Source organism: Janthinobacterium pasteuri (assembly GCF_051380775.1).
In the GTDB taxonomy this organism is placed as follows: domain Bacteria; phylum Pseudomonadota; class Gammaproteobacteria; order Burkholderiales; family Burkholderiaceae_D; genus Janthinobacterium.
In genome coordinates this window covers 96,427-118,088 of sequence record NZ_JBNYXS010000011.1, presented here as the reverse complement: position 1 = coordinate 118,088, position 21,662 = coordinate 96,427, and the positions used below count along the sequence as shown (strand labels likewise).

Annotated in this window: 17 protein-coding genes; 5 read left to right on the top strand and 12 right to left on the bottom strand. The window is 65.1% G+C overall.

The window, feature by feature from the left end; all coding sequences use genetic code 11:
• The first annotated feature begins 10 nt into the window (after positions 1 to 10).
• Both ACQ4WN_RS13415 and ACQ4WN_RS13410 read left to right on the top strand, forming a co-directional pair.
• Positions 11 to 2,527, top strand: a complete 2,517-nt coding sequence (locus ACQ4WN_RS13415) for an ATP-binding protein (protein ID WP_436551994.1) — start codon at positions 11 to 13, stop codon at positions 2,525 to 2,527.
• A gap of 149 nt (positions 2,528 to 2,676) precedes the next feature.
• Positions 2,677 to 3,663, top strand: coding sequence for a magnesium and cobalt transport protein CorA (locus ACQ4WN_RS13410; protein ID WP_436551993.1), 987 nt, complete (start codon positions 2,677 to 2,679; stop codon positions 3,661 to 3,663).
• A 53-nt stretch (positions 3,664 to 3,716) separates the two neighbouring features.
• Here ACQ4WN_RS13410 and ACQ4WN_RS13405 read toward each other — a convergent pair whose 3' ends face one another.
• On the bottom strand, positions 3,717 to 4,259 hold the full coding sequence (locus tag ACQ4WN_RS13405) for a cytochrome b (protein WP_436551992.1): 543 nt from the start codon (positions 4,257 to 4,259) through the stop codon (positions 3,717 to 3,719).
• A gap of 228 nt (positions 4,260 to 4,487) precedes the next feature.
• On the opposite strand from ACQ4WN_RS13405, the gene ACQ4WN_RS13400 reads away from it, so the two are divergent.
• From ACQ4WN_RS13400 to ACQ4WN_RS13390, 3 genes are read left to right on the top strand one after another with little or no spacing between them, the layout of a single operon-like run.
• Complete coding sequence (locus tag ACQ4WN_RS13400; RefSeq protein ID WP_436551991.1) at positions 4,488 to 5,183, top strand: response regulator; 696 nt, start codon at positions 4,488 to 4,490, stop codon at positions 5,181 to 5,183.
• Positions 5,180 to 6,577 (top strand): ATP-binding protein, encoded by a 1,398-nt coding sequence (locus tag ACQ4WN_RS13395; RefSeq protein WP_436551990.1) that lies wholly within the window; start codon positions 5,180 to 5,182, stop codon positions 6,575 to 6,577. The genes ACQ4WN_RS13400 and ACQ4WN_RS13395 overlap by 4 nt, the downstream gene beginning before the upstream one ends.
• Before the next feature lie 10 nt (positions 6,578 to 6,587).
• Positions 6,588 to 7,286 (top strand): VIT1/CCC1 transporter family protein, encoded by a 699-nt coding sequence (locus ACQ4WN_RS13390; RefSeq protein WP_436551989.1) that lies wholly within the window; start codon positions 6,588 to 6,590, stop codon positions 7,284 to 7,286.
• Between the two features lie 5 nt (positions 7,287 to 7,291).
• Here the strand turns inward: ACQ4WN_RS13390 and ACQ4WN_RS13385 are convergent, their stop codons facing one another.
• The 11 genes from ACQ4WN_RS13385 to ACQ4WN_RS13335 form a co-directional block, all read right to left on the bottom strand.
• Positions 7,292 to 8,353: a universal stress protein gene (locus ACQ4WN_RS13385; RefSeq protein ID WP_436551988.1), complete on the bottom strand. Its 1,062-nt coding sequence runs from the start codon at positions 8,351 to 8,353 to the stop codon at positions 7,292 to 7,294.
• A 44-nt stretch (positions 8,354 to 8,397) separates the two neighbouring features.
• Entirely contained in the window at positions 8,398 to 11,946 is a 3,549-nt protein-coding gene (locus tag ACQ4WN_RS13380) for a response regulator (RefSeq protein ID WP_436551987.1), read from the bottom strand.
• A complete protein-coding gene (locus ACQ4WN_RS13375; protein ID WP_436551986.1) occupies positions 11,943 to 13,088 on the bottom strand; it encodes an FIST signal transduction protein in 1,146 nt (381 codons plus the stop codon). Before ACQ4WN_RS13375 ends, ACQ4WN_RS13380 begins: the two co-directional genes overlap by 4 nt.
• A 14-nt stretch (positions 13,089 to 13,102) precedes the next feature.
• Entirely contained in the window at positions 13,103 to 14,161 is a 1,059-nt protein-coding gene (locus tag ACQ4WN_RS13370) for an HD domain-containing phosphohydrolase (RefSeq protein WP_436551985.1), read from the bottom strand.
• A 53-nt stretch (positions 14,162 to 14,214) separates the two neighbouring features.
• Positions 14,215 to 14,373, bottom strand: a complete 159-nt coding sequence (locus ACQ4WN_RS13365; protein WP_436551984.1) for a hypothetical protein — start codon at positions 14,371 to 14,373, stop codon at positions 14,215 to 14,217.
• Between the two features lie 86 nt (positions 14,374 to 14,459).
• On the bottom strand, positions 14,460 to 14,597 hold the full coding sequence (locus ACQ4WN_RS13360) for a hypothetical protein (protein WP_436551983.1): 138 nt from the start codon (positions 14,595 to 14,597) through the stop codon (positions 14,460 to 14,462).
• 368 nt (positions 14,598 to 14,965) lie between these two features.
• Positions 14,966 to 16,252 carry a DUF445 domain-containing protein gene (locus ACQ4WN_RS13355; RefSeq protein ID WP_436551982.1) on the bottom strand — a complete coding sequence of 429 codons (1,287 nt, stop codon included), beginning with the start codon at positions 16,250 to 16,252 and terminating at the stop codon, positions 14,966 to 14,968.
• 76 nt (positions 16,253 to 16,328) lie between these two features.
• Entirely contained in the window at positions 16,329 to 17,726 is a 1,398-nt protein-coding gene (bcaP, locus tag ACQ4WN_RS13350; protein ID WP_436551981.1) for a branched-chain amino acid transporter BcaP, read from the bottom strand.
• 211 nt (positions 17,727 to 17,937) lie between these two features.
• The gene (locus ACQ4WN_RS13345; protein ID WP_436551980.1) at positions 17,938 to 19,725 is read right to left on the bottom strand and encodes an MFS transporter; all 1,788 of its coding nucleotides are present in this window, start codon (positions 19,723 to 19,725) and stop codon (positions 17,938 to 17,940) included.
• Positions 19,726 to 19,765: 40 nt separating this feature from the next.
• Entirely contained in the window at positions 19,766 to 20,860 is a 1,095-nt protein-coding gene (gene nagA, locus ACQ4WN_RS13340; RefSeq protein WP_436551979.1) for an N-acetylglucosamine-6-phosphate deacetylase, read from the bottom strand.
• A gap of 3 nt (positions 20,861 to 20,863) precedes the next feature.
• Positions 20,864 to 21,631: a DeoR family transcriptional regulator gene (locus ACQ4WN_RS13335; protein ID WP_436551978.1), complete on the bottom strand. Its 768-nt coding sequence runs from the start codon at positions 21,629 to 21,631 to the stop codon at positions 20,864 to 20,866.
• Positions 21,632 to 21,662: the final 31 nt, after the last annotated feature.

Here is a 21,662-nt window from a genome sequence, read left to right as displayed (position 1 = left end):
GAAAGCCACCGTGAAAATCGTAACGCGCTTCAAGCTGGCCCAATTGTTTTGCGTGGTGCTGGTAGCCATCATCGTCGCCGTGCTGTTCTCCACCACCATGGCGATGCAGCGCGAACTGGCGAAGAACAAGGCCGCCGGCGATATCCTGCAAGCGGTCACGTCGCTGCGCTACCTGTCGATCGAATATGCGCTGCACCATGGCGCACGCACGCGTGCCCAGTGGCAGCTGCGCAGTGAATCGCTGGCCACGGGCCTGCTGGCCACGCCCGCCTTCAGCACCGGCGAGGAGCGCGCGCTGCTGCGCAAATTGCAGGGCGACCTGGCCGGCGTGGGCGCTCTGTTCGAGCTGTTTGTGGCGAATCACCGCGAACTGGGACAGGACCCGCAGCGGCGCGAGGTGCTCGGCGAGCTGGAGTCGCGCCTGTCCGGCCAGATCATGGGCAAGGTGCAGGGCATGATCTCGGACGCAATGCTGTTGTCCGAATTGAGCCGGCAAGGCGTGCTCGATGCGCAGCAGCGGGCCAACGTGGCCGTGATGCTGTTTGGCGGCATGATTATCGCTTTGGTGGCCGGCCTGATTTATTTCACGGTGAGCAGCGTCACGGGACCGCTGGAAAAGCTGCGCCAGGGTACCTTGATCGTCGGCGCCGGCAAGCTCGATTTTGCGCTCGGCGTGCACACCAGGAATGAAATCGGCGACCTGGCGCGCGCCTTCGACGGCATGACGGAAAAGCTGCGCCGCACCACCGTCTCGCGCGACGAGCTGGCGTACACGAATGCCGCCCTGGAAACGCAGATTGCCGAGCGCCAGCTGGCCGAGCGCAAGGTGCATGAGCAGCTCGAACGCCTGAACCTGCTGCAGCAGATCACGCGCTCGATCGGCGAGCGGCAGGACTTGCGCAGCATTTTCCAGGTGGTGGTGCGCAGCCTGGAAGACCAGCTGCCCATCGATTTCAGCTGCATCTGCCTGTACGAGCCATCCCAGTACGCGCTGCAGGTGACGTGCGTGGGCGTGCGCAGCGAAGCGCTGGCGCAGTCGTTCATGATGAGCGAACACGCGCACATCCCCATCGACGAGAATGGCCTGTCGAGCTGCGTGCGCGGCAAGCTCGTGTATGAAGCCGACATCGCCGAGGTGGCGTTTCCGTTTCCGCAGCGGCTGGCGCAAGGAGGGCTGCGCGCCCTCGTCATGGCGCCTCTGCTGGCCGAAAACACGGTCTTCGGCATCCTGATCGTGGCGCGCCATGCCGCACACAGCTTTACCAGCGGCGAATGTGAATTCCTCAGCCAGCTGAGCGAACACGTGGCGCTGGCCGCCAACCAGGTACAGCTCTACGGCGCGCTGCAGCGCGCGTATGACGATTTGCGCCAGACGCAGCAATCGGTAATGCAGCAGGAGCGCCTGCGCGCGCTGGGACAGATGGCCAGCGGCATCGCGCACGACATCAATAACGCCATTTCGCCCGTGGCCCTGTACACAGAGTCCTTGCTGGAGACGGAAACCAGTCTCAGTCCGCAGGGCCGGCATTGTCTGGAAGTGATCGAGCGCGCCATCGACGACGTGGCCGCCACCGTGGCGCGCATGCGCGAATTCTACCGCCAGCGCGAACCGCAACTGGCGCTGTCCCCCATCAATGCCAACCTGGTGGTGCAGCAGGTGCTGGACCTGACGCGCGCGCGCTGGAGCGACATGCCGCAGCAGCGCGGCATCGTCATCGCCCTGCGCACGGAGCTGGCGGACGCTCTGCCCATGCTGCCCGGCAGCGTGGGTGAACTGCGCGAAGCACTGACCAATCTGGTCTTCAACGCCGTCGACGCCATGCCGGATGGCGGCACCCTGACCGTGTGCACCAGCTGTATCGGCATGCCCGGCCAGGCGGCGCGCCAGGTGCAGATCGAGGTGGGCGACACGGGCATCGGCATGGACGACAATACGCGCCGGCGCTGCCTGGAACCGTTTTTCACCACCAAGGGCGAGCGGGGCACGGGCCTGGGCCTGGCCATGGTGTACGGCATGATGGAACGCCATGGTGCCAGCATCGACATCCTCACGGCGCCGGGGCAGGGCACGGCGGTGCGTCTGGCTTTTCCTGCCTGCGCGGCGGGCGAAGGGGAGATCGCGCCCGAGGCGGCCCACGCAGTGCCGCCGCGCCTGCGCATCCTCGTGGTGGACGACGACCCGATGGTGCTCAAATCCCTGCGCGACATCCTGGAAATCGACGGCCACGAGGTGGTGTCCGCCGACGGGGGCCAGGCCGGCATCGATTGCTTCCTCGCCGCGCGCGACCGGCACGCGCACTTTGCGGTGGTCATCACGGACCTGGGCATGCCCCACGTGGACGGGCGCAAGGTGGCCAGCGCGGTGCGTCAGTGCTCGCCGGCCACGCCCATCATCATGCTTACGGGCTGGGGCCAGCGCCTGGCGGCCGACAGTGACTACCCCGAACACGTCAACTGCGTGCTGGGCAAGCCGCCCCGGCTGAAAGAATTGCGGCGCGCCTTGAATGCGGTCATGTCGACGGTATAGGCCGCCGAGGTCGTTCAATCCCGATTATCCTTGTTTCAAATTTTTGTATTGGCGTACCCGCATGTCCATGCGCTCACTCGGCTGGCATGGTTATCATGGTCTCCGCTATACTGGCCGCCCGGCATTGCCGCCCATATCAGAAAATCACCATGGACCTGAGTACCCACGCCGCCGTCGTCAATTGCGAAGCCTATCGCGATGGCAAGAAAATCGCCCATTTCGACATCGACAAGGTGGGCGACTTCCTCGGAGACTCCGATTGTTTCGTCTGGATCGGCATGGCCAGCCCCGACGTCACGGCCATGCAGGCGTTGCAATCGGCCTTCGGCTTGCATGAACTGGCGGTCGAGGATGCGCAGGGTGCGCATGAGCGGCCCAAGCTGGAAGAATACGGCGACACCCTGTTCATGGTGATGCACACGGCTACCCTCGACGGCGACGCCATTGTTTACGGCGAAACCCACGTCTTTCTCGGCCCCCGCTTCATCATCACGGTGCGCCACGGCGCCTCGGCCGGCTATGCGAAGTTGCGTGAGCGCAAGGAAAGCGTGCCCGAGAAACTGGCCAGCGGCCCCGGCTACGTGCTGTATTCCATCATCGACTTCATCGTCGACCAGTACCAGCCCTGCATCGACCATTTGCAGTCCCGCTTCCAGCACCATGAGCTGCAACTGTTCAAGCCCAGTCTCTCCGAAGACAAGCTGCAGGATTTCTACCAGCTCAAGACGGAGCTGCTGAAGCTGGACGCGGCCGTCAATCCCCTGCATGACATTTGCACCCAGCTGATTCGTTTCCATGGCGACATCGTGCCCAAGGAAAACCGCATCTATTACCGCGACATTCTCGACCACGTCAAACGCGTCACGCACACGGCGGGACAGATGCGCGAACTGGTCAATTCGGCCATGCAGGTGGCACTGGGGCAAATATCGATCCGCCAGAACGAGGTGGTCAAGCGCCTGGCCGCCTGGGCCGCCATCCTGGCCGTGCCCACCATGGTCTTCAGCCTGTATGGCATGAACTTTGAATTCATGCCGGAGCTGAAGTGGCGCGGCAGCTATCCGGCCGTGATCGTTGTCATCATCGCCGGCTGCTACTGGCTGCACCGGCGCCTGAAACGCGAGGGCTGGCTGTAGCTTGCCGCCTTGGGCACCGGGTGCAAGGCATGCGCAATATCGGGCCGCGCGCGCTACAGCATGCGCTGGAAAACGCCGTCCTTGTCCAGCAACAGATGCTTGACGCCCGCCAGTACATGCAGCACGATCAGACCGGCCAGGGTCCAGGCGCCCAGTTCATGCAGACCGAACCACTGTTCCGCCAGCGCATGGTCGGGCGCGAACCAGCGTGGCAGTGCCAGGCCGAAGAAGGCTACGCCACTCTTGCTCAGCAGCGCCCCGGCCAGGCCAGCGGCCGGCACCAGCAGCATGCCCGCGTACAGCAAGCCGTGGCCCAGGCGCGACAGGCGCGCTTGCCACGGCACCACCGACGGCGGCAGGCTGGCCGGCCTGTGGCCCAGGCGCCAGGCGGCGCGCGCGGCGAGCAGCAGCAATAGCAGCAAGCCCAGCGATTTATGCAGATTGAAGTACACCTCGCTGCCAGGATCGTCCTCGACCTCCATCATAAACCAGCCCAGGGCCAGCATGGCGGGGATCAGCACGGCCATGAGCCAGTGCAGCAGGCGCGCCGGGGCCGCATAGTGCCAGCCATGCGTAGTCAATTTCTCGGTGTTCATGGTGTTTCCTTTTCGGTGAATCGCGTGGATGAATCGTGTTGGCGCCGCCTCAGTCGAGTGTCGGCCGCCAGTGCACCGGGCAGTGCCAGTATTGTCCAGCAAGGCTGGCTGCGGTTAAGATGGGAGGCAACCGGAAGTGTACGATGAATGGTCGCCAGCAGATGTTAAGAAGTTCTTAATGTCCGGCGCCTACGCTGCCAGCATGAAATTCAGACAGGATAGGCCACGATGCGCATATTGCTGACAGAAGACGACCCCCAGCTGGGACGCGCCACGCAGATGGGGCTGGAGCAGGCCGGCTATGCGGTCGACTGGGTGCAGTCGGCCGAAAGCGCGCATATGGCCGTGCGCCTGCACCGTTATGGCTGTCTGTTGCTCGACCTGGCCCTGCCGGGCGAGGATGGCATGCAGGCGCTGGCGACCTTGCGCCGCAGCGGCTATGACGGGGCGATCCTGATCGTCACGGCGCGCGATCAGATCCTCGACCGGGTGGCGGGCCTCGACGCGGGCGCGGACGATTTCATCGTCAAGCCCTTCGACCTCGATGAGCTGGCGGCGCGCATGCGCAGCGCCTGCCGCCGCGCGGCCGGGCGCACGCACGAAGAACTCGTGCACGGCGATATCGTCATCGATGTCGCCGCCCGCCAGGTGCTGCAGGCCGGTGTGGCGGTGCCGTTGACGGGCAAGGAGTTCAGCATCCTGTTGATGCTTGTCGAGCAGCGCGGGCGCATCCTGAGCCGCGTACAGCTGGAAGAAGGCGTCTATAGCTGGGGCGAGGAAGTCGACAGCAACGCGCTGCAGGTACATATCCACCATTTGCGGCGCAAGCTGGGCAAGGCGCTGATCCGCACCGTGCATGCCATCGGCTACAGCATCGACAAAGCCGCTACGACCGATACGCCCGATGTGCAGGCGTCTCCATGACGACGCGCGCCCTGGGCGCTGCCGGCGCATGGTCGCTGCGGCGCACGCTGCTGCTCGTGCTGCTGGGACTGACGTTCACCCTATGGGGCTTCAGCGCCGCCATCGTGTACCTGGAAGCGGGGCGCGAAAGCCAGGAACTGTTCGACCAGTCGCTGGCCGAGACGGGGCATTTGCTGCTCTCCCTGGCGGAACACGAGGTGCAGGAGCATGGCGCGAGCACGTCGCTGGTGATGCCGGTGGCGCAGAACCGCAACCACCGCCAGTACCTGCTGTTCCAGGTGTGGGATGCGCAGCAGCGCCTGTTGTACAAGAATGCCGGCGCGCCGGACCAGGCGTTCGCCGCGCCGGACAATGTCGGTTACAGCTGGCGCGACAACGATGGCCGCCTGTGGCGCATCTACACGAGCTGGAATCACAACGCGCAGCTGCAGATCCAGGTGGCAGAACCGGCCAGCCATCGCCAGGAAATCAGCAGCCGCTTCGCCCTGAAGCTGCTGGCCATCGGCGTGCCGATCGCGGCCCTGGCGGCGCTCGCCATCTGGTGGAGCATCAACCGCGTGTTTCGCGCCCTGCGCCGTAGCGCCGACGAAGTGGCGCAGCGCACGCCCGACGATCTCGCCAGTGTCAGCGTGACGGGAGCCCCCATGGAAGTGCAGCCATTGCTGCAGGCCATCAACCGCCTGTTCGTGCGCGTGCGCCAGACGCGCGAGCAGGAACAGCGCTTCACGGCCGATGCCGCGCATGAACTGCGCACGCCGCTGGCGGCCATCAAGACCAACTTGCAGGTGTTGCAGCGCGCGCGCAGCGATGCCGAGCGCAAGGAATCCGTAATGGGCCTGGGCTTGAGCGTGGACCGCGCCACGCGCCTGGTGGGGCAGTTGCTGACCCTGTCCCGGCTCGACCCGCAGTCACAGCCGCCGCCCGACCTGCCCGTGCTGGACCTGGCCGCCGTGCTGGCCGAACAGCTGCCTGGCTGGATGGCGCAGGCGCAGCGCCAGGATCTACAACTGCGGGCCGACCTGGCCACGGCACCGTGCCGCCTGCAGCTGGACCATGTCCTGATCCTGGCGCGTAACTTGATGGACAATGCCATGCGCTACACCCCGGCCGGCGGCACGCTGATGCTGGCCTGTCGGACCGGGGCCGATGGCGTGCTGCTGCGCGTGAGCGATACGGGGCCCGGCATCGCCGAGCAGTTGCGCGAGCGCGTGTTCGAACGTTTTTTTCGCGCCGCCGGCGCGCACCAGCCAGGCAGCGGCCTGGGCTTGTCGATCGTGCGGCGCATCGCCGAAACGCATGGCGCCAGCGTGCAGCTGGCCGCCGGACCCGATGGCGCGGGCCTGGTGGTGACGGTGTGCTTTCCCGCGCCCGCTGGCGCACCCATTCATACATAAAGGAGCGAATATGCCATTGCGACACCGCGAGTTTCACCGGATGGACAACGTGGGCTGGCTGCGCGCCGCCGTGCTGGGCGCCAATGACGGCATCGTCTCGACGGCCAGCCTGGTGCTGGGCGTGGTGGCGGCGAATGCCACGCACGACAGCATCCTGGTCGCCGGCGTGGCCGGCCTGGTGGCGGGCGCCATGTCGATGGCCACGGGCGAATATGTCTCGGTGCAGTCGCAGGCCGATACGGAACAGGCAGCGCTGGAGCGCGAGGGAGGCGAGCTGCTCGACGATCCCAAGGGCGAGCTGCACGAGTTGACGCACATTTACGTGGCGCGTGGCCTGGAGCTGCCGCTGGCTGCGCAAGTGGCCAGGGCGTTGACGGCGCACGATGCGATCGGCGCGCATGCGCGCGATGAACTGGGCATCACCGAGAGTATGCGCGCGCGCCCGCTGCAGGCGGCGCTGGCTTCGGCGCTCAGTTTTGCCGTCGGCGCGGCGTTGCCGCTGCTGGTGGTGCTGCTGGCGCCCATGTCCATGCTGGCGCCGGCCATCGTCGTGGCGTCCCTGCTATCGCTGGCCTTGCTGGGCGGCCTGGCGGCCAGGGCCGGCGGCGCGCGCGTGGGCCGGGGCGTGCTGCGCGTGGTGTTCTGGAGCGCGCTGTCGATGGCGGCGGCGTCGGGCATCGGGACGCTGTTCGGCGCCACGGTAGCGTGACGCTGTCAGTGCGATACCAGCACCGGCAAGGTCATCTCCTGCAGCACCGTGCGCGTGACGCCGCCCAGTAGCGCTTCGCGCAGGCGCATGTGGCCGTAGCAGCCCATCACCACCAGGTCGCACTGGCGCTGCGCTGCCATGGCCAGCAGGGCCGCGCCCACGTCCTGGCCCGGCGGCGTGTCATGCTGCAGCACCTCGACGTTGACGCCGTGGCGCGCCAGGTACAGGGCCAGGTCGGCACCCGGCTGCTCGCCGTGGGCGGCCGGCTGGGCGTGCGAATTGACGACGGCCAGGGTGACTTGTTGTGCCCGTTGCAGCAGCGGCAGCGCATCGGTGATAGCGCGCAGCGCTTCGGCGCTGCCGTTCCAGGCCAGCAGCGGATGCTGCGCGCTGCCCGCTAGCGCAGTCGATGGCGCATGCGGCACCATCAGCACGGGCCGTCCGCAATGAAGCATCAGGTATTCGGGCGTGCCGGCGATGACGCGCGACGGTGTATCCTGCGCGTCCGTCTGGCCGAGGATCAGCAAGTCGCAATAGCGCGCCTGCAGCAACAGCGCGCCTTGCGCATCGTCGTCGACGAAGCGCGTTTCGCAGGTGCCCAGGCCTTCTTCGCGGGCGATGCGCTCGAATTCATGCAAGGCTTCGCTGGCCTGGCTGCGCAGCGCCTGCATCTGCGCTGGCGCAAATTGCAGCGCGTTGACGCCGCCGCCATACGCATAGCGCGAGATGCCGCTCATGGCCGAGCCGATCAGGTGCGCGCCTTCGGCGATGGCCAGGCGTACGGCCAGGCGGATGCGCTGGGCACAGTGGCGGGAATTGTCTACGTGGACCAGCAGGGTAGTGTAGGGCATGGTGTTTTCCTCGGTTGTCGGAAGTCGGTTGTCAAGTCTGCAGCACGTAGTCGCCCGGCGCGTCGGCCAGGCCAGGGGCATGTCTGGCGGCGCCACCTGCGCGCTCTCGGGATAGTCGGGCGCCGGCAGGCCTTGCCAGGCGCTGCCCTGGCGCGCATGTTCAACTTTTTGCTCCGCATTGCTCGGCTGCGTCTGCTCATCCAGGTCTCCTGTCATTTTTACAGGATAGCAAGAGCGTGTTCAAAAAATTATGATCTACATCAAGTTTGCCCGGATGGGTGCAGCGTGCGGCTTGCCGCCTGGATAGCCGCGCCTGTTTCCTGCATGAACAGCTGCAGCTGCTCCTCCAGCGCGGCAAGCCGCACCAGCAACGCCCCCTGCGTGGCCTGTGCCGCTTCGCGATCGATGGCTGCGGCGATGGCGACGGCGGGGATGGCCTGGAAGTTGGCCAGCAAGCCAGCCAGGGTATGTGCCTGGCGGCTCGCGGTGGGGCGGTCGCCCGCCAGCAGGGCTGCGCGCAAGGCCGTCAGCTGCTCCGGCAAGCTGGCCAGGAAGGAGGCGCCGATGATGCCGATCACGTCGGCGTCGGCGTTGGCCAGCGCGGCGGCGTAGTCGAAGCGCGCCGCGCCGCCGGTGGTCGGCACTGCCACTTGCGGCGCCATGGCGGGCGGCAGCGTCGGCTTGCTTATTTGCAACACATGCTGCTCGATCAGGCTTTGGAAAGTGGCGGTGCGGAAAGGCTTGGACAGGTAATCGTCCATCCCGCCGGCGATGCAGCGTTCGCGGTCGCCTTCGAAGGCGCTGGCCGTCATGGCGATGATGACACTCTTCGGCATGCCTTGCGCTTCGCGCTGGCGTATCTGCGCGGTGGCTTCGAAACCGCCCATTTCCGGCATCTGCAGGTCCATCAGGATCATGTCGAAATGGCTGGCGGCCTGGCAGTCGAGCGCTTCGCGGCCATTCGCCGCATGCGTGACCCGGTGGCCCGCATTCGACAGCAGCACGGTGGCCAGTTCGCGGTTCATGGCGTTGTCTTCGACTAGCAGGATGTCAAGGCTGGGTGTGCCTTCGCGTACGCAATGGCGCGTCACCACGGGCGCAGCGCTGGGCATGCCGCGGCAGGTGCCCAGCACGCTCATGGCGATGGCCAGCAATTCCTCGGGGCTGGCCGGCTTGAGCAGGTAGCCCTGGATGCCCAGTTCGCGGCAGCGCGCCGCGTCGCCCAGGCTGCCGCTGGACGACAGCATGACGATGGGCACCTGGCTCCAGTGGGGCAGGGCGGCCAGTGCCGATGCCGTGTCGAAGCCATTCATGCCGGGCATGGCAAAGTCCATGATGATGCAGTCGGCCGGCAGGGTGCTGCGGCAGTGCTCCAGTGCCGCCTCGCCCGACTCGCAGGCGGTGACGCTGGCGCCGCTGTGCTCGAAGATCTTGCGCAGGATGGTCAGGCTGCTGGAATTGTCGTCGACCAGCAGGATCGCCCGCCCCGCCAGCGAGGCGCCAGGCGGCGGCAGGCAAGGCTGATTCTCGCCGATGGGCAGGGCCAGGTCCACGCTGAAGCTGCTGCCCTTGCCCAGTTCGCTCGTCAGGCTGATGCTGCCGCCCATCATGGTCACCAGACAGCGCGTGATCGACAGGCCCAGTCCCGTGCCGCCGAAGCGCCGCGTGGTCGAACCGTCTTCCTGCTGGAACGCGTCGAAGACGGCCTCCTGCATGTCGGCGGCGATGCCGATGCCGGTGTCGCGCACGCACAGCTGCACCTGGGCCATGCCATCGCCGCTGGCGCGCAGCCGCGCACTGACAGTGACTTCGCCGCGCGGCGTGAACTTGACCGCGTTGCCCGCCAGGTTGGTCAGCACCTGACGCAGCCGGCCAGGGTCGCCGAGCAAGGTTTGCGGCAGCGCGGGATCGACGTCGAGCACCAGTTCCAGGCCGCTGACCCGGGCCCGCACCGCGAGGGCACGCATGGTTTCCTGCATCAGCTGGCGCAGCTTGAAAGGGATGCTTTCCAGGGTCAGCATGCCTGCCTCGATCCTCGAGAAATCGAGGATGTCGTTGATGATGCACAGCAGGGCGTCGGCCGAGGCCTTGACGATTTCCAGGTATTTGCGCTGGTGGACGTCGAGTTCGGAATCGAGCACCAGGTCCGTCATGCCCAGTATGCCGTTCATCGGCGTGCGGATTTCGTGGCTCATGTTGGCCAGGAATTCGCTCTTCGAGCGGCTGGCCGATTCGGCCACTTCCTTGGCCAGCAACAGCGCGCGCTCGGCCGCCTTTTGGCTGGAAATGTCGACGATGGTGCCGACCAGGCCGTGCAGGCTGCCGTCGGACTTCAGCAGGGCCGCCTTGCTGAACAACACATCGACCTGGCGCGCGCCGACGCTCAGCCGGTCTTCATATGTCTGGTTGCCCCGGTCTTGCAGCAGGTCCAGGTCGCGCTGCAGCACTTGCTGCGCCTCCAGTTGCGGCAGGATGCCGGTCAGCGTCAGGTCCAGGATGCGCGCCTGGTCGAGATGGAAGAAGGTGCAAAACGCGCGGTTGGCGCGCAGGTAGCGGCCCTGCACATCCTTCAGGTACAAAGGAATCGGGATGGCCTCGATCAGTGCATCGACGAAGTTGAGGTTGTGCTGCAGCTCGCGCGCCGCCAGGCGCCGTTCGGTGATATCGGTCAGGCTGCCGGTGATGCCGGCCAGCCTCCCCTGGCCATCGTGTTCGGCGCGTGCGCACACGTCAACCCAGCGCACGTTGCCGTCCTTGGTGATGTAGCGCGCTTCATGGCGCATACTGTCCACCTGGCCGGCCAGAAGCTGAGCCAGGTCGACGCCAGCGCGCTCAACGTCGCGCGCGTCGATGAATTGCAGGACGCTCTTGCCCAGGCTTTCGGCGATGCCAAAGCCGGTGATGGTGTGCCAGGCGGGGTTCAGGAAGGTCCAGGCGCAGCGCACGTCCGTGCGGAAGACCACTTCATTGAGGCTGTTGACGACGTTGCGGTATTCGCGCTCGCTTTTCGTAATAGTCTCTGCCATGCGCTTGCTGTCGCTGATTTCCGTGCGGATGGCGATGTATTGATAGGGCTTGCCGGCGGCATCGAGGAAGGGCACGATGGTGGCGTCGACCCAGTATTGCCCGCCATCTTTAGCGTAGTTGCAGATTTCGCCATGCCACACCTGGCCGGCGGCAATGGTTTGCCACATCTGCGCAAAGAAGGCGTCAGGATGCGTATGCGAATTGATCAGGCGGTGCGTCTTGCCGATCAGCTCTTCTCGCGCAAACCCGCTGATGGCACAGAACTTGTCGTTGACGTAAATGATGACGCCGGCCGTGTCGGTGATGCTGATAATGGCATGCTGGTCCATCGCAAAGCGCTGGTTCTGCAGTTCGATGCGGCGCAGTTCCTGCTGCGACACCAGCTCGGCGAGCAGCTCCGAGAGGCCCTCGATATCGCCTTCCTGCGGCAGGTGCAGACCGGAATCGTCGTTGTCGAGCAGGCGCACGGCTGCCACGCGCAGCGATTGCAGGACGCGGTTGCGGCTTGCCAGTTCCGTGCGCAGCAGGTCGTTGGTCATGCTCAGTTCTGTCGAACTCAGTTCCAGGCTGCGTGAGCGCAAGTCCAGATCGCGTTCGGACTGTTCGTTGGTGCTGTCGATGCGCAGCAGCAGGGCCGGCAGGCCGGCCAGGAAAGCGGCCAGTTCGGCGGGAGTGTCGGCTCGCGCCGCCATGGCCTGGGCCTGTTCCTGCAAGGCGATGCAGGCGCTTCCCGCGTCGATATTGCAGACGCGGCTCAGTTGACGGGCAAGGGTACGGTTCATGCTTCGCTCAGCACAGTCACGGTCATCGTCTGGTTATGCAACTGGCATGCCCCATGCGGCTGCGTGATGCCGATTTCGCCGTTTGAGTAGAAGCCGGCGATACAGGTGGCACCGCTGCCCAGTACGTCGGCCACCGCTTCTACCTCTTCCTCGACACTATCGCCCATGACCAGCTTGCGGCCCACGCAGCTGACCAGCAGTGCCAGCTGGTCGCCCACCGCATCGGCGTGGGGCTGGACGCTGCGGGCGGCCGTTTCGGCCCCGTCTATCAGCCGGTCGGTACTGGAATGCATTAATTTCAGGTAACCGTCGGCGAGGATGTCACCGGCCAGTGTCAGCGAACCCTGTTCTTCATCGACGGCGAGGATGGTGCGAAATACATTGCTTTTTTCATGCGCCGCAGTGAGCATTTCAAACGGAAACAGCAGGCCCGAGCCGGGCAGGTCGCGCGCATAGTCGCCCAGGTAGAGTTTGTAGATGTCCAGCGCCCGCGCGCCATCCAGACCATACAGCACGTTGTCGACGCAGCGCGTCACCTTGCGCGCTGGGCCGAACGCTTGCCAGCCAGCATGGCTGCCGTAGCCGAGGCGGATATGCCCGCCGTACAGGCCGACGGCGACGATGGTATTGTCGGCCGCGCCGCGCGGGCCCAGGGTCCAGGTCTGGCGGAAGGCGCCGCCGTCGGCGGCCAGCCCGCCCGATATGGTGACGCCAGGGCGAAGATTCGCCTGCAGACCAGCGATGAGGGCACTGCCGTTGATGGCCACGCCCGTGCCCAGCATGAAGACCGCCGTCAGGCCGTCCTGCGGCAGCGCTTGTGCCAGGCGCTCGCCGGTATCGTGCGAGTCCGCCATGTCGCAGATAATGGCGTCGGCAATCGCCACCGCCGTGTGCGCGAAGACGATGGCGGTGATGACGCAGCTGTCGTCGTAGACGCGCTTGCCGGCAATCTCGCCCGCCGTGGAACAGCCGGCGATGACGGCGCCTGGCAGTTGGCGCTGCAGCGCCGCCGTCAGTTCGGGGGTGGAGAAATAGGCGCAGGCGCCAAAGACCAGCACCAGCTGCGGCTGCATGTCGGCCAGGGGCGCCAGTACGGCATCGATGTCGGCACGATTTTTCAGGATCAGTTGTTGCACGCGCATGGCGGGGTCCTCGCTTACAGTGGATGGGCGTGATGCTGGTCGGGGTCGGGCAGGCTGCTGCGGATAGCGAGTACCTCGTCCCAGGCGCCCAGGAAGGCGGCGATGCAGCGCGGGCAGAAATGGCTGCCCGTGTTCTGCTGGAGGAACAGGTGCGCCTGCTCCACTGGCCAGGCTGGCTTGTACGGGCGTTCCGAACTGAGCGCATCGAAGACGTCGGCGACGGCGACGATGCGCGCCGACAGCGGTATCTGTTCGCCCGCCAGGCCCCGTGGGTAGCCGCTGCCATCGTATTTTTCGTGGTGGCCGCAGGCGATTTCCTCGGCCAGCTGGATCAGTGGCGAATCGCTGCCGGCGAGGATATGGCCGCCGATTTCTGCGTGCTGGCGCATGATGGCCATTTCCTCGTGATTCAGTCGCCCCGGCTTGAGCAGGATATGGTCGGGCGTGGCCAGCTTGCCCACGTCGTGCATGGGCGCAGCCTTCAGCAGCAGTTCCTGCCATTGCGTATCCATGCCCAGGTGCCTGGCGATCAGGGCCGAGTAGCGGGCCATGCGCATGATGTGGGCGCCTGTTTCAGGGTCGCGGAATTCAGCCGCCCGTGCCAGGCGCGTGACCAGCTCCATCTCGCGCGCCGTGACGTTGGCGATGGCCTCGCTCACCTCATGCTCGAGCAGCTTGGCGCGGTCGGCCAGCATGGTTTGCGCCGTGCGCAGGGCCAGCAGATTGCGAACGCGCAGGCTGAACTCGATGGTGTCGACGGGCTTGGTGAGAAACTCCGTGACACCGAGTGAAAATGCCTGCTTGCGCACGGCGCGGTCGTTCTCGGTGGTGACCATGATGATGGGGATGTCGGCCATGCCCTGCATCTTGCGGAAAATGCCGAGAAATTCATTGCCCGACAGGCTGGGCATCCGGTAGTCGAGCAAGACCAGGTCAGGCACATGCGACTCGCACCAGGTCAGCGCATCGATGGGGTCGTTCATGCAGACCGGTTCGATGCTGCTCGCCTTGCGCGCCAGGGTCGATAGCAGGCTCAGGTTGGTGTCGTTGTCATCGACGATCAGGATGCTCATGGTGTCTCCGGCGGAAGGCGCTCAGGTGGCAGGGCGGAATGGCGATGGCTGGCTCAAGCCGCCAGTCTGGCCACGCGGTCGACCACGATGCCGCTGGCGCCATGCGCGAAGATAAGGAAGATCTCCACGGTCGAGGCGTCGCAGGCGGGCTCGGTCTGGCCCGCTTGTGCCAGCAGGCTCGCTGCTGCGGCATGTGTCGTGGTGGTTGCCATGTACTTGCTCCTGTCAGGCGATGCTGGATGAATGAAATAGCGGATAAGGAGGCGTTGCCAGGCTTCCTCGATGCGGTTGCGGCCATTCATCTTGGCCTGGTCGGGGCATAACCGCTGAGCGCATACATGGCGTCGTTCGCATGGCGGATGCGTGAGCCAGCAGCGCTGATGATGGCGGCGTCATCGGCGGCGTCGGGCAGGCGCAAGGCCAGGATTTTGTTCATGTGCTTCTCCCCTGCAAGGAAAGTGGAGATGCCGGGCGGTCATGGCAGTGATCATTGTTGCCCTGCGTTGTGTTCTCCTTGAAAATCATTATAAATCAAATAGAATTGAATTCAACAAATATTTTGATTTTCATGATTTAATTTTGTTTTTACACACGACCAGGTCCGGGTCTTGCTCGCCTTGCCAGCGTATCGGAAGTGATTAGACTCTAATGCTGGGGTTTTTTCCTACCATTCGTTTGTTTTTTGACAGGATAAACTATTTTTGCGCGGATTTATTTATGGTATTTGGTAAATTTATACAGAAAAATACCATGGATACAGTTGGTTCACTGTGGCGTGGTGTCGTGCCCGGCTGGTAGGAAGCGCTACAGCGCCTGGCAGACGGCGTAGATCAGCAAGCCGGCCAGGCCACCTACGATGGTGCCGTTGATGCGGATGAATTGCAGGTCGCGCCCGATGGCCAGTTCGATGCGCTCGCTCATTTCTTCCTTGCTCCACAGGTCCAGGCGGGCGGCAATGAAGGCGCCCACTTCGCCCCGGTAGCGGCGCACCAGCGAGCCGCTGCCGGCGACGATGGCATCGTTCAGCCATTCCCGCGCATGTTGCTCCGTGCCGAGCACCTGGCCCGTGTTGCGCGCCAGGCTGGCGATCGCTTGCGCCAGCACGGGCTGGCCGGCGTGCAGGTCGGCCAGCAGGCGCGTGCGGATGTTGTTCCAGACATCGCCCAGCATGGCTTGCACCGTATCGCTGGCGACCAGCTGCAGCTGGTAGCGCCGTACGGTGTCCTGCCAGCGCGGATCGGCCTTCAGGTGCAAGGCGCTGTCGGCGACCCAGCCGGCGATGCGCTGGCGCAGCGGGTGGGCCGGGTCGATGCGCACGGCGACGGCAAACTTTTGCAGCGAAGCGATCATGCGCGGCTCATATGCTTTCACGGCTTTTTTGACCAGCGCGTTCTCGATCTGGAAGGCGCCCAGCACGAAGTCGCCGATGGCGGCGTGGTGTGCCTCGTCGTCCAGGTAGGCGGCACTGCGGTCGAGCAGGAAATCCAGCAGTTCCTGCGGCTTGCCGTCGGCGATCAGCGCGTCGATGCAGTCGGCCGCCACGTTCGACAGATTCAGCTGGCCCAGGTAGCTGCTGGCCTGTTCGCGCAACAGGCGGCCCAGTTTATCGTGATCGGCCATCGCCAGCAGCTGTTTCACCACGCCGGCGCTGGCCATGCCCAGCTGCTGCGCGTGGACCGCGTCACTGAGCCAGGCGCCCAGGCGTGCGGCGGGATCGGCTTGCACGATGCGCTCGGCGATGCCTTGTTCGGTAATGAAGTGGTTTTCCACGAAGGCGCCCAGGCTGCGGCCTATGCCCGCCTTGCTGTTGGGGATGATGGCCGTATGCCACAGGGGGATGCCCAGCGGGTGGCGGAACAGGGCGACGACGGCGAACCAGTCGGCAATCGCGCCCACCATAGCCGCTTCGGCGAATGCTTCCACATAGCCCCAGGCGGGATGGCCGCCCCGCTGCGAGCGGGCCACGGCAAATACCAGCGCGGCGAGCAGCAGCAAGCCGACGGCCAGCAGCTGCATGCTGCGCAGGCGCGCGCGCTTGAGCTGGTCCGTGCTCTGGTCCAGTTGTTCGATGAGGTCGGGGGAACGTTGCATGGATGGCGGTCTGCATTGGTTGCGAGACCGCCATCTTAACTGCGGCAGCGACAGAATATGTCGCTGCAGGGACTTTTTACTGCGGCGGGTGCAGCAGCGAACGTCGGCGCGCGTAGCCGAAGTAGATGACCAGGCCGATCACCAGCCAGATGGTAAAGGCCATCCAGGTGACCCAGCTGAGGAACGTCATCAGGCCCACGCACAGGATCACGGCCAGCGCCGGCACATACGGCACGCCGGGGCAGCGGAAGGCGCGCGGCAGGTCGGGACGCTTCTTGCGCAGCACCACCACGGCGATGGAGACCATGGTGAAGGCGGCCAGGGTGCCAATGTTGATCAGCTCGGCGAGGATGTTGAGCGGGATCACGGCGGCGATCAGGCCAAAGACGATGCCCACCAGCCAGGTGGCGAAGAATGGCGTGTGGAAGCGCGGATGCACGGTCGACAGGCGCTTTGGCAGCAAACCGTCGCGCGACATGGCGAAGATGATGCGCGTCTGGCCGAAGGCCATCACCAGGATGACGGTGGTCATGCCCAGGATGGCGCCCAGGTCGACGAAGCCGGCGATCCAGTTTTCACCCGCATATTGCAAGGCCAGCGAGACGGGATGGTCGACGCCGAGGAATTTTTGATACGGTACGATACCCGTCATGATGGCCGAGACGATCACATACAGCACGGCGCACACGGCCAGCGAGCCGATAATGCCGATTGGCAAGTCGCGCGATGGCTTCTTGACTTCCTCGGCGGCCGAGGTGACGGCGTCAAAACCGATGAAGGCGAAGAAGACGAGGGCGGCGGCGCTCAACATGCCGTGATAGCCGAACGGCATGTAGGGCTGCCAGTTGGCCGGCTGCACGTGGCGCGCGCCGAAGATGATGAACAACAGCACCACGCCCACCTTGATCGCCACCATGATGTTGTTCAGGCGCGCCGATTCGCGCACGCCCCAGCCCAGCATGGCCGTCAGCAGCAGCATGATGACCAGCGCTGGCAGGTTGATGAAGGTGGTCACGCCCGGCAGGGCGCCCGGCGCGGCCGTCAGGGCGGCGGGCAGGGTGATGCCAAAGCCCGCCAGCAGCGACTGGAAGTAGCCGGACCAGCCGACGGAGACGGCGGCCGCGGCCAGGCCGTATTCGAGCAGCAAGTCCCAGCCTATCATCCAGGCGGCCAGCTCGCCCAAAGTCGCATAGCTGTAGGTATAGATGGAGCCGGCCACCGGCACGGTGGAGGCGAATTCCGCATAGCACAGGGCGGCAAAGCAGCAGGCGACGGCGGCCACGACAAACGACAGCGACAGCGCGGGGCCGGCCGTCAGCGCGCCCGTGCCGGTGAGCACGAAAATGCCCGTGCCGACGATGGCGCCTATGCCCATGAGGACAAGGTCGAACGGTCCCAGCACCTTGGCCAGACCTCCCGGCTTCTTGCTGTGGGCGATCATGTCATCCAAATTCTTGGTTCTAAATAAGCTCACTGTGTCTCCCGGTAGTTTTTGTCTTGGCGCCATTGCCGCCTCGTGAGTAGCACGACGCAGCCAGATTCTAGCCCACGCACCCTTGATTCCAGAAGGAAAACTGTACATTTTTGTGCGCGTCAGCCCCGTAAACTTGCGAAGCAGGCAAAAAAACAGCCCCGGATGGTGGTCCGGAGCTGGAAAGGAGATTGCTACAAATGGTTACTTGGGTCTACTTTGAAAAGTGCGCTTCAATTTCTTCCAGGGTCTTGCCCTTCGTTTCCGGCAGCAGGAAGGCGGCGGCCAGGAAGTACAGCACGGTACAGCCGGCGCCGAAGAAGAACAGCGTCGAATAGCCGTGCAAGCCCACCGTCGGCAGGAAGATGGCGGCGATGACCGTCGAGACGAACTGGTTCACCAGCAGCGCGATGCTCATGCCGTTCGAGCGGATGCGGGTCGGCATCAGTTCGGACAGGGCCAGCCACACGCACACGCCCGGCCCCACGGCGAAACTGGAAACAAACACGCAGATGGCAATCGCCACCAGCCAGCCGTGCGAGGACGAGGGCACGGGGCCCAGGCTGGCCTTCTCGATGCGCAGCGGCGCTTCGCGCCCGGCGGCTGGGTCGGCGAACGGGTTCAGGTGCAGCTTGCGGAAGAACACGCCGATCACGCTGTCGGGCTGCACGGCGTCTGCGCGGGCGATCGTCACCTGGTGCAGCACGGGGTCATCGCTGCGCAGGCTTTTCACGTTGGTGAACGGGCCGTAGGCGTAGGCGATGGTCAGCTGCTGCGGCGTGCCGTCGGCCGCCGCGCCCAGGGCCGTCAAGGTGGCCGCATCGAGGCGCACGGCCAGGCCGTCGTTCTGTACCTGTGTGGTGATGGCGGGGCGCACGTCGGCCAGATGTGCTTCGGCGCCGCGGAACAGCAAACCGGCCGCCAGCAGCGAGACGACGATGCCGCCCGTGCCCAGCATCAGCAGGAATTTGCGTCCCTTGCGGTCCACCAGCAGCACGGCTACCACCGTCATCACCGCATTCAGCACTTTCAGCAGCACGTCCGCCATGTTGGCCGAGGCGCCAGACAAGCCCGCCTGGTTGAGGATGTTGACAACATACGCGAGGATGGAATTGATGCCTGTCGCCTGCGTGCAGGCGAGGATCAGGCAAGCGAGCAGGAAGGGCAGCACGTAGCGGCGGCTCAGCAGCGGGTCCCTGGCCTTGCCGCTGTTCTTGGCTGCGTTCTCTGGGGTGTCTTGCATCTCGCGCAATTCGATGTCGGCGGCGACGGGCAGGCGCGTGCGCAGCAGCGACTGGCGCGCCTGCTCGATGCGGCCCCGTTGCGCCAGCCAGCGCGGCGACTCGGCCAGCAGCAGGGCGCCGATGGTAAACACCAGGCCCGGCGTCAAACAGGCCCAGAAGATGCTGCGCCAGGCGTGGTCATTGGCCGTGAAGATGGCGGCGATGCGGCCCGCTTCCGGCAAGGCTTGCGCCGCCTGCGTGGCCGTTTCCACCGTCTGCGCCTGCTGCAGGCCGATCAGGGCGGCCGCCACCAGGCCGATGGTCAGCAGCAGCTGGAACAGGGCGGCGCCGCGTCCCCGCTGCTGCGCGGGCAGGCATTCAGCCAGGTACAGGGGCACGACGACGCCGATCAAGCCGCCGCTGATGCCTTGCAGCAGACGGCCCAGCAGCAGCGGCGTGTAGCCGTCGGCCAGGGCGATCAGGGGGATGCTGGCGCTGAACAGGGCGCCGGCCAGGAACATGACCCAACGCCGGCCCAGCAGGTCGGCCAGCGCACCGGCGAACAGCGAAGAAAGGACTGAACCCAGGAGCACGGCGGCGACGATAAAGCTCAGCTGCTGCGCCGTCAGTTTCCACGCCACCGAGGCCGTCGATACCAGGTAGGGCAGGGCGCCGGCGATGATGCCGATGTCTATGCCGTACAGCAATCCCCCCATGCCGGCAATAAATAGCAGGTAGCGCATGGCCCACACGGGGGCCTTGTGTGACGTGTCGTGCATAAAAACTCCGGGACGGGGTTGAAGTGGGGTTGGTCTGGGTCTAGCGGGTGGAAAGATCGATGGCCGCGCCTTCGACGAAGACCGACACGGGCTGCAAGTTGGCATCGAGGACGACGATATCGGCCCAGGCGCCGGGCGTCAGGCGGCCACGTTCGGATTCGCCCAGGTAATCGGCCGGGTACAGCGACAGGCGGTTCGAGGCGTCGGCCAGGTCCAGGCCCAGCTCGACGAAATTGCGCAGGGCCTGGTCCATGGTCAGCACGCTGCCAGCCAGCGAGCCCGTGGCCAGGCGCACGCAGCCCAGGCATTTATACACGCGCTGCGTGCCCAGGCCGTATTCGCCGTCGGGCATGCCGGTGGCCGAGGTGGCGTCCGTCACGCCATACAGGCGCGGAATGGCGCGCAGGGCCGCGCGCAGGGCGCCCTTGGCCACGTGCTGCAGGTCGGGGATGATTTCCGCGTAGTCGGCATGCGCGAGCGCCGCGCCCACCATGCCCGGGTCGTAATGCGTCATGCCCGTCATGCCGTTGTACAGGTGGGTAAAACCCGTGGCCCCGGCTTTCAGCGCCGCCACGCCTTCGTCATACGTGCCGGCGCTATGGCCGATCTGCACGCGGATGCCCATTGCCGCCAGTTGCGGAATCAGTTCCAGGTGACCGGGGATTTCCGGCGCCATGGTGAGCACCTTGATGGGGGCGATGGCGTGGAAGCGCTGCACCAGCGCCAGACTCGCTTGCACCACGTCGGGCGGCTGCGCGCCCAGGCGGTGCAAATTCAAAAATGGCCCTTCCAGGTGCACGCCCAGCATGCGCGCGCCGTTGGCCGGACGCTCGGCGATGACGCCGGCCAGTCCATGCAGGGCGCGCAGGATCGACGGCTCCTTGGCCGTCAGGGTGGTGCCCAAGAGGGCCGTGGTACCGTGACGCGCATGCACCTGCGCCACGGTGGCGCCCGCATCGTCGCCTTCCATGATGTCGACGCCTGCCGCGCCGTGTACATGCAGGTCGATAAAACCGGGCAAAATGGTCAGCGCGCTGTCGGCGGCAGGGTCTTCTTGTATCTGGACGATACGCTGGTCAAAGGTGATGGTGCCCGTGATCCAGCCAGATGGGGTAAGGATTCTGCCGCTCAGCATGTGTTATTCCGCTATAAAAAGTTCGATGCCCAGCTTTTGCAGCCCTTCGCGGTATTCCTGGCTGATGCTGGCATCGGTGATGACGGTATCGACGCGGTCCAGCTGCACGATGCGGTGCAGGCTGACGCGGCCGAACTTGGAGGCGTCCGTGAGGACGATGATTTTCTTGGCCCGTTCCACCATCTTGTGGTTCAGGCTCGCTTCCGCTTCGTGGTGGGTGGTGACGCCAAATTGGAGGTCGAAGCCGTCCACGCCCAAAAACAGCTTGTCGAAGCTATACGCCTGCAAACAGGTTTCGGCCTGGCTGCCCTGGATCGACAGCGATTGCTTGCGCAGCAGGCCGCCCGTGAGGATCAGGTCCACGCCGGGTGCGTCGGCCAGTTCCCATGCGATGTTGAGGCCATTCGTGGCCACCGTCACGCCGGTCGCATCGCGCAAATGGCGCGCCAGCGAGATGGTGGTGGTGCCCGAGTCGATGATGATGTTGTCGCCCGGTTCCACCAGCCGCGCCGCATAGGCGCCGATGCGCTCCTTCTGCTCGTGGTTGATGGCATCCTTCTGGCGTATCGTGTGTTCAAGCGGCGGCGTGCGCGTCAGCGTCGCGCCGCCGTGGCTGCGCGTGGCCATGCCTTGCGCCTCCAGCGCATTCAGGTCGCTGCGGATGGTGACCGCGGACACGCCGAGCTTTTCCACCAGATCGGTTACTTGCACCGAACCCTGCTGGGCAAGTATTTGGAGGATGGATTCACGGCGTTGGCTGGTATTTCGCATGGTGGCGGGCTCAGTAAAAAATGAAAATATC

Coding starts and splice junctions, on each gene's coding strand:
- ACQ4WN_RS13335 (WP_436551978.1), bottom strand. CDS start 21,631: ATGCGAAATACCAGCCAACGCCGTGAATCCATCCTCCAAATACTTGCC.
- ACQ4WN_RS13410 (WP_436551993.1), top strand. CDS start 2,677: ATGGACCTGAGTACCCACGCCGCCGTCGTCAATTGCGAAGCCTATCGC.
- ACQ4WN_RS13365 (WP_436551984.1), bottom strand. CDS start 14,373: ATGGCAACCACCACGACACATGCCGCAGCAGCGAGCCTGCTGGCACAA.
- ACQ4WN_RS13375 (WP_436551986.1), bottom strand. CDS start 13,088: ATGCGCGTGCAACAACTGATCCTGAAAAATCGTGCCGACATCGATGCC.
- ACQ4WN_RS13360 (WP_436551983.1), bottom strand. CDS start 14,597: ATGAACAAAATCCTGGCCTTGCGCCTGCCCGACGCCGCCGATGACGCC.
- ACQ4WN_RS13370 (WP_436551985.1), bottom strand. CDS start 14,161: ATGAGCATCCTGATCGTCGATGACAACGACACCAACCTGAGCCTGCTA.
- ACQ4WN_RS13400 (WP_436551991.1), top strand. CDS start 4,488: ATGCGCATATTGCTGACAGAAGACGACCCCCAGCTGGGACGCGCCACG.
- ACQ4WN_RS13345 (WP_436551980.1), bottom strand. CDS start 19,725: ATGCACGACACGTCACACAAGGCCCCCGTGTGGGCCATGCGCTACCTG.
- ACQ4WN_RS13355 (WP_436551982.1), bottom strand. CDS start 16,252: ATGCAACGTTCCCCCGACCTCATCGAACAACTGGACCAGAGCACGGAC.
- ACQ4WN_RS13395 (WP_436551990.1), top strand. CDS start 5,180: ATGACGACGCGCGCCCTGGGCGCTGCCGGCGCATGGTCGCTGCGGCGC.
- ACQ4WN_RS13380 (WP_436551987.1), bottom strand. CDS start 11,946: ATGAACCGTACCCTTGCCCGTCAACTGAGCCGCGTCTGCAATATCGAC.
- nagA (WP_436551979.1), bottom strand. CDS start 20,860: ATGCTGAGCGGCAGAATCCTTACCCCATCTGGCTGGATCACGGGCACC.
- ACQ4WN_RS13385 (WP_436551988.1), bottom strand. CDS start 8,353: ATGACAGGAGACCTGGATGAGCAGACGCAGCCGAGCAATGCGGAGCAA.
- ACQ4WN_RS13390 (WP_436551989.1), top strand. CDS start 6,588: ATGCCATTGCGACACCGCGAGTTTCACCGGATGGACAACGTGGGCTGG.
- ACQ4WN_RS13405 (WP_436551992.1), bottom strand. CDS start 4,259: ATGAACACCGAGAAATTGACTACGCATGGCTGGCACTATGCGGCCCCG.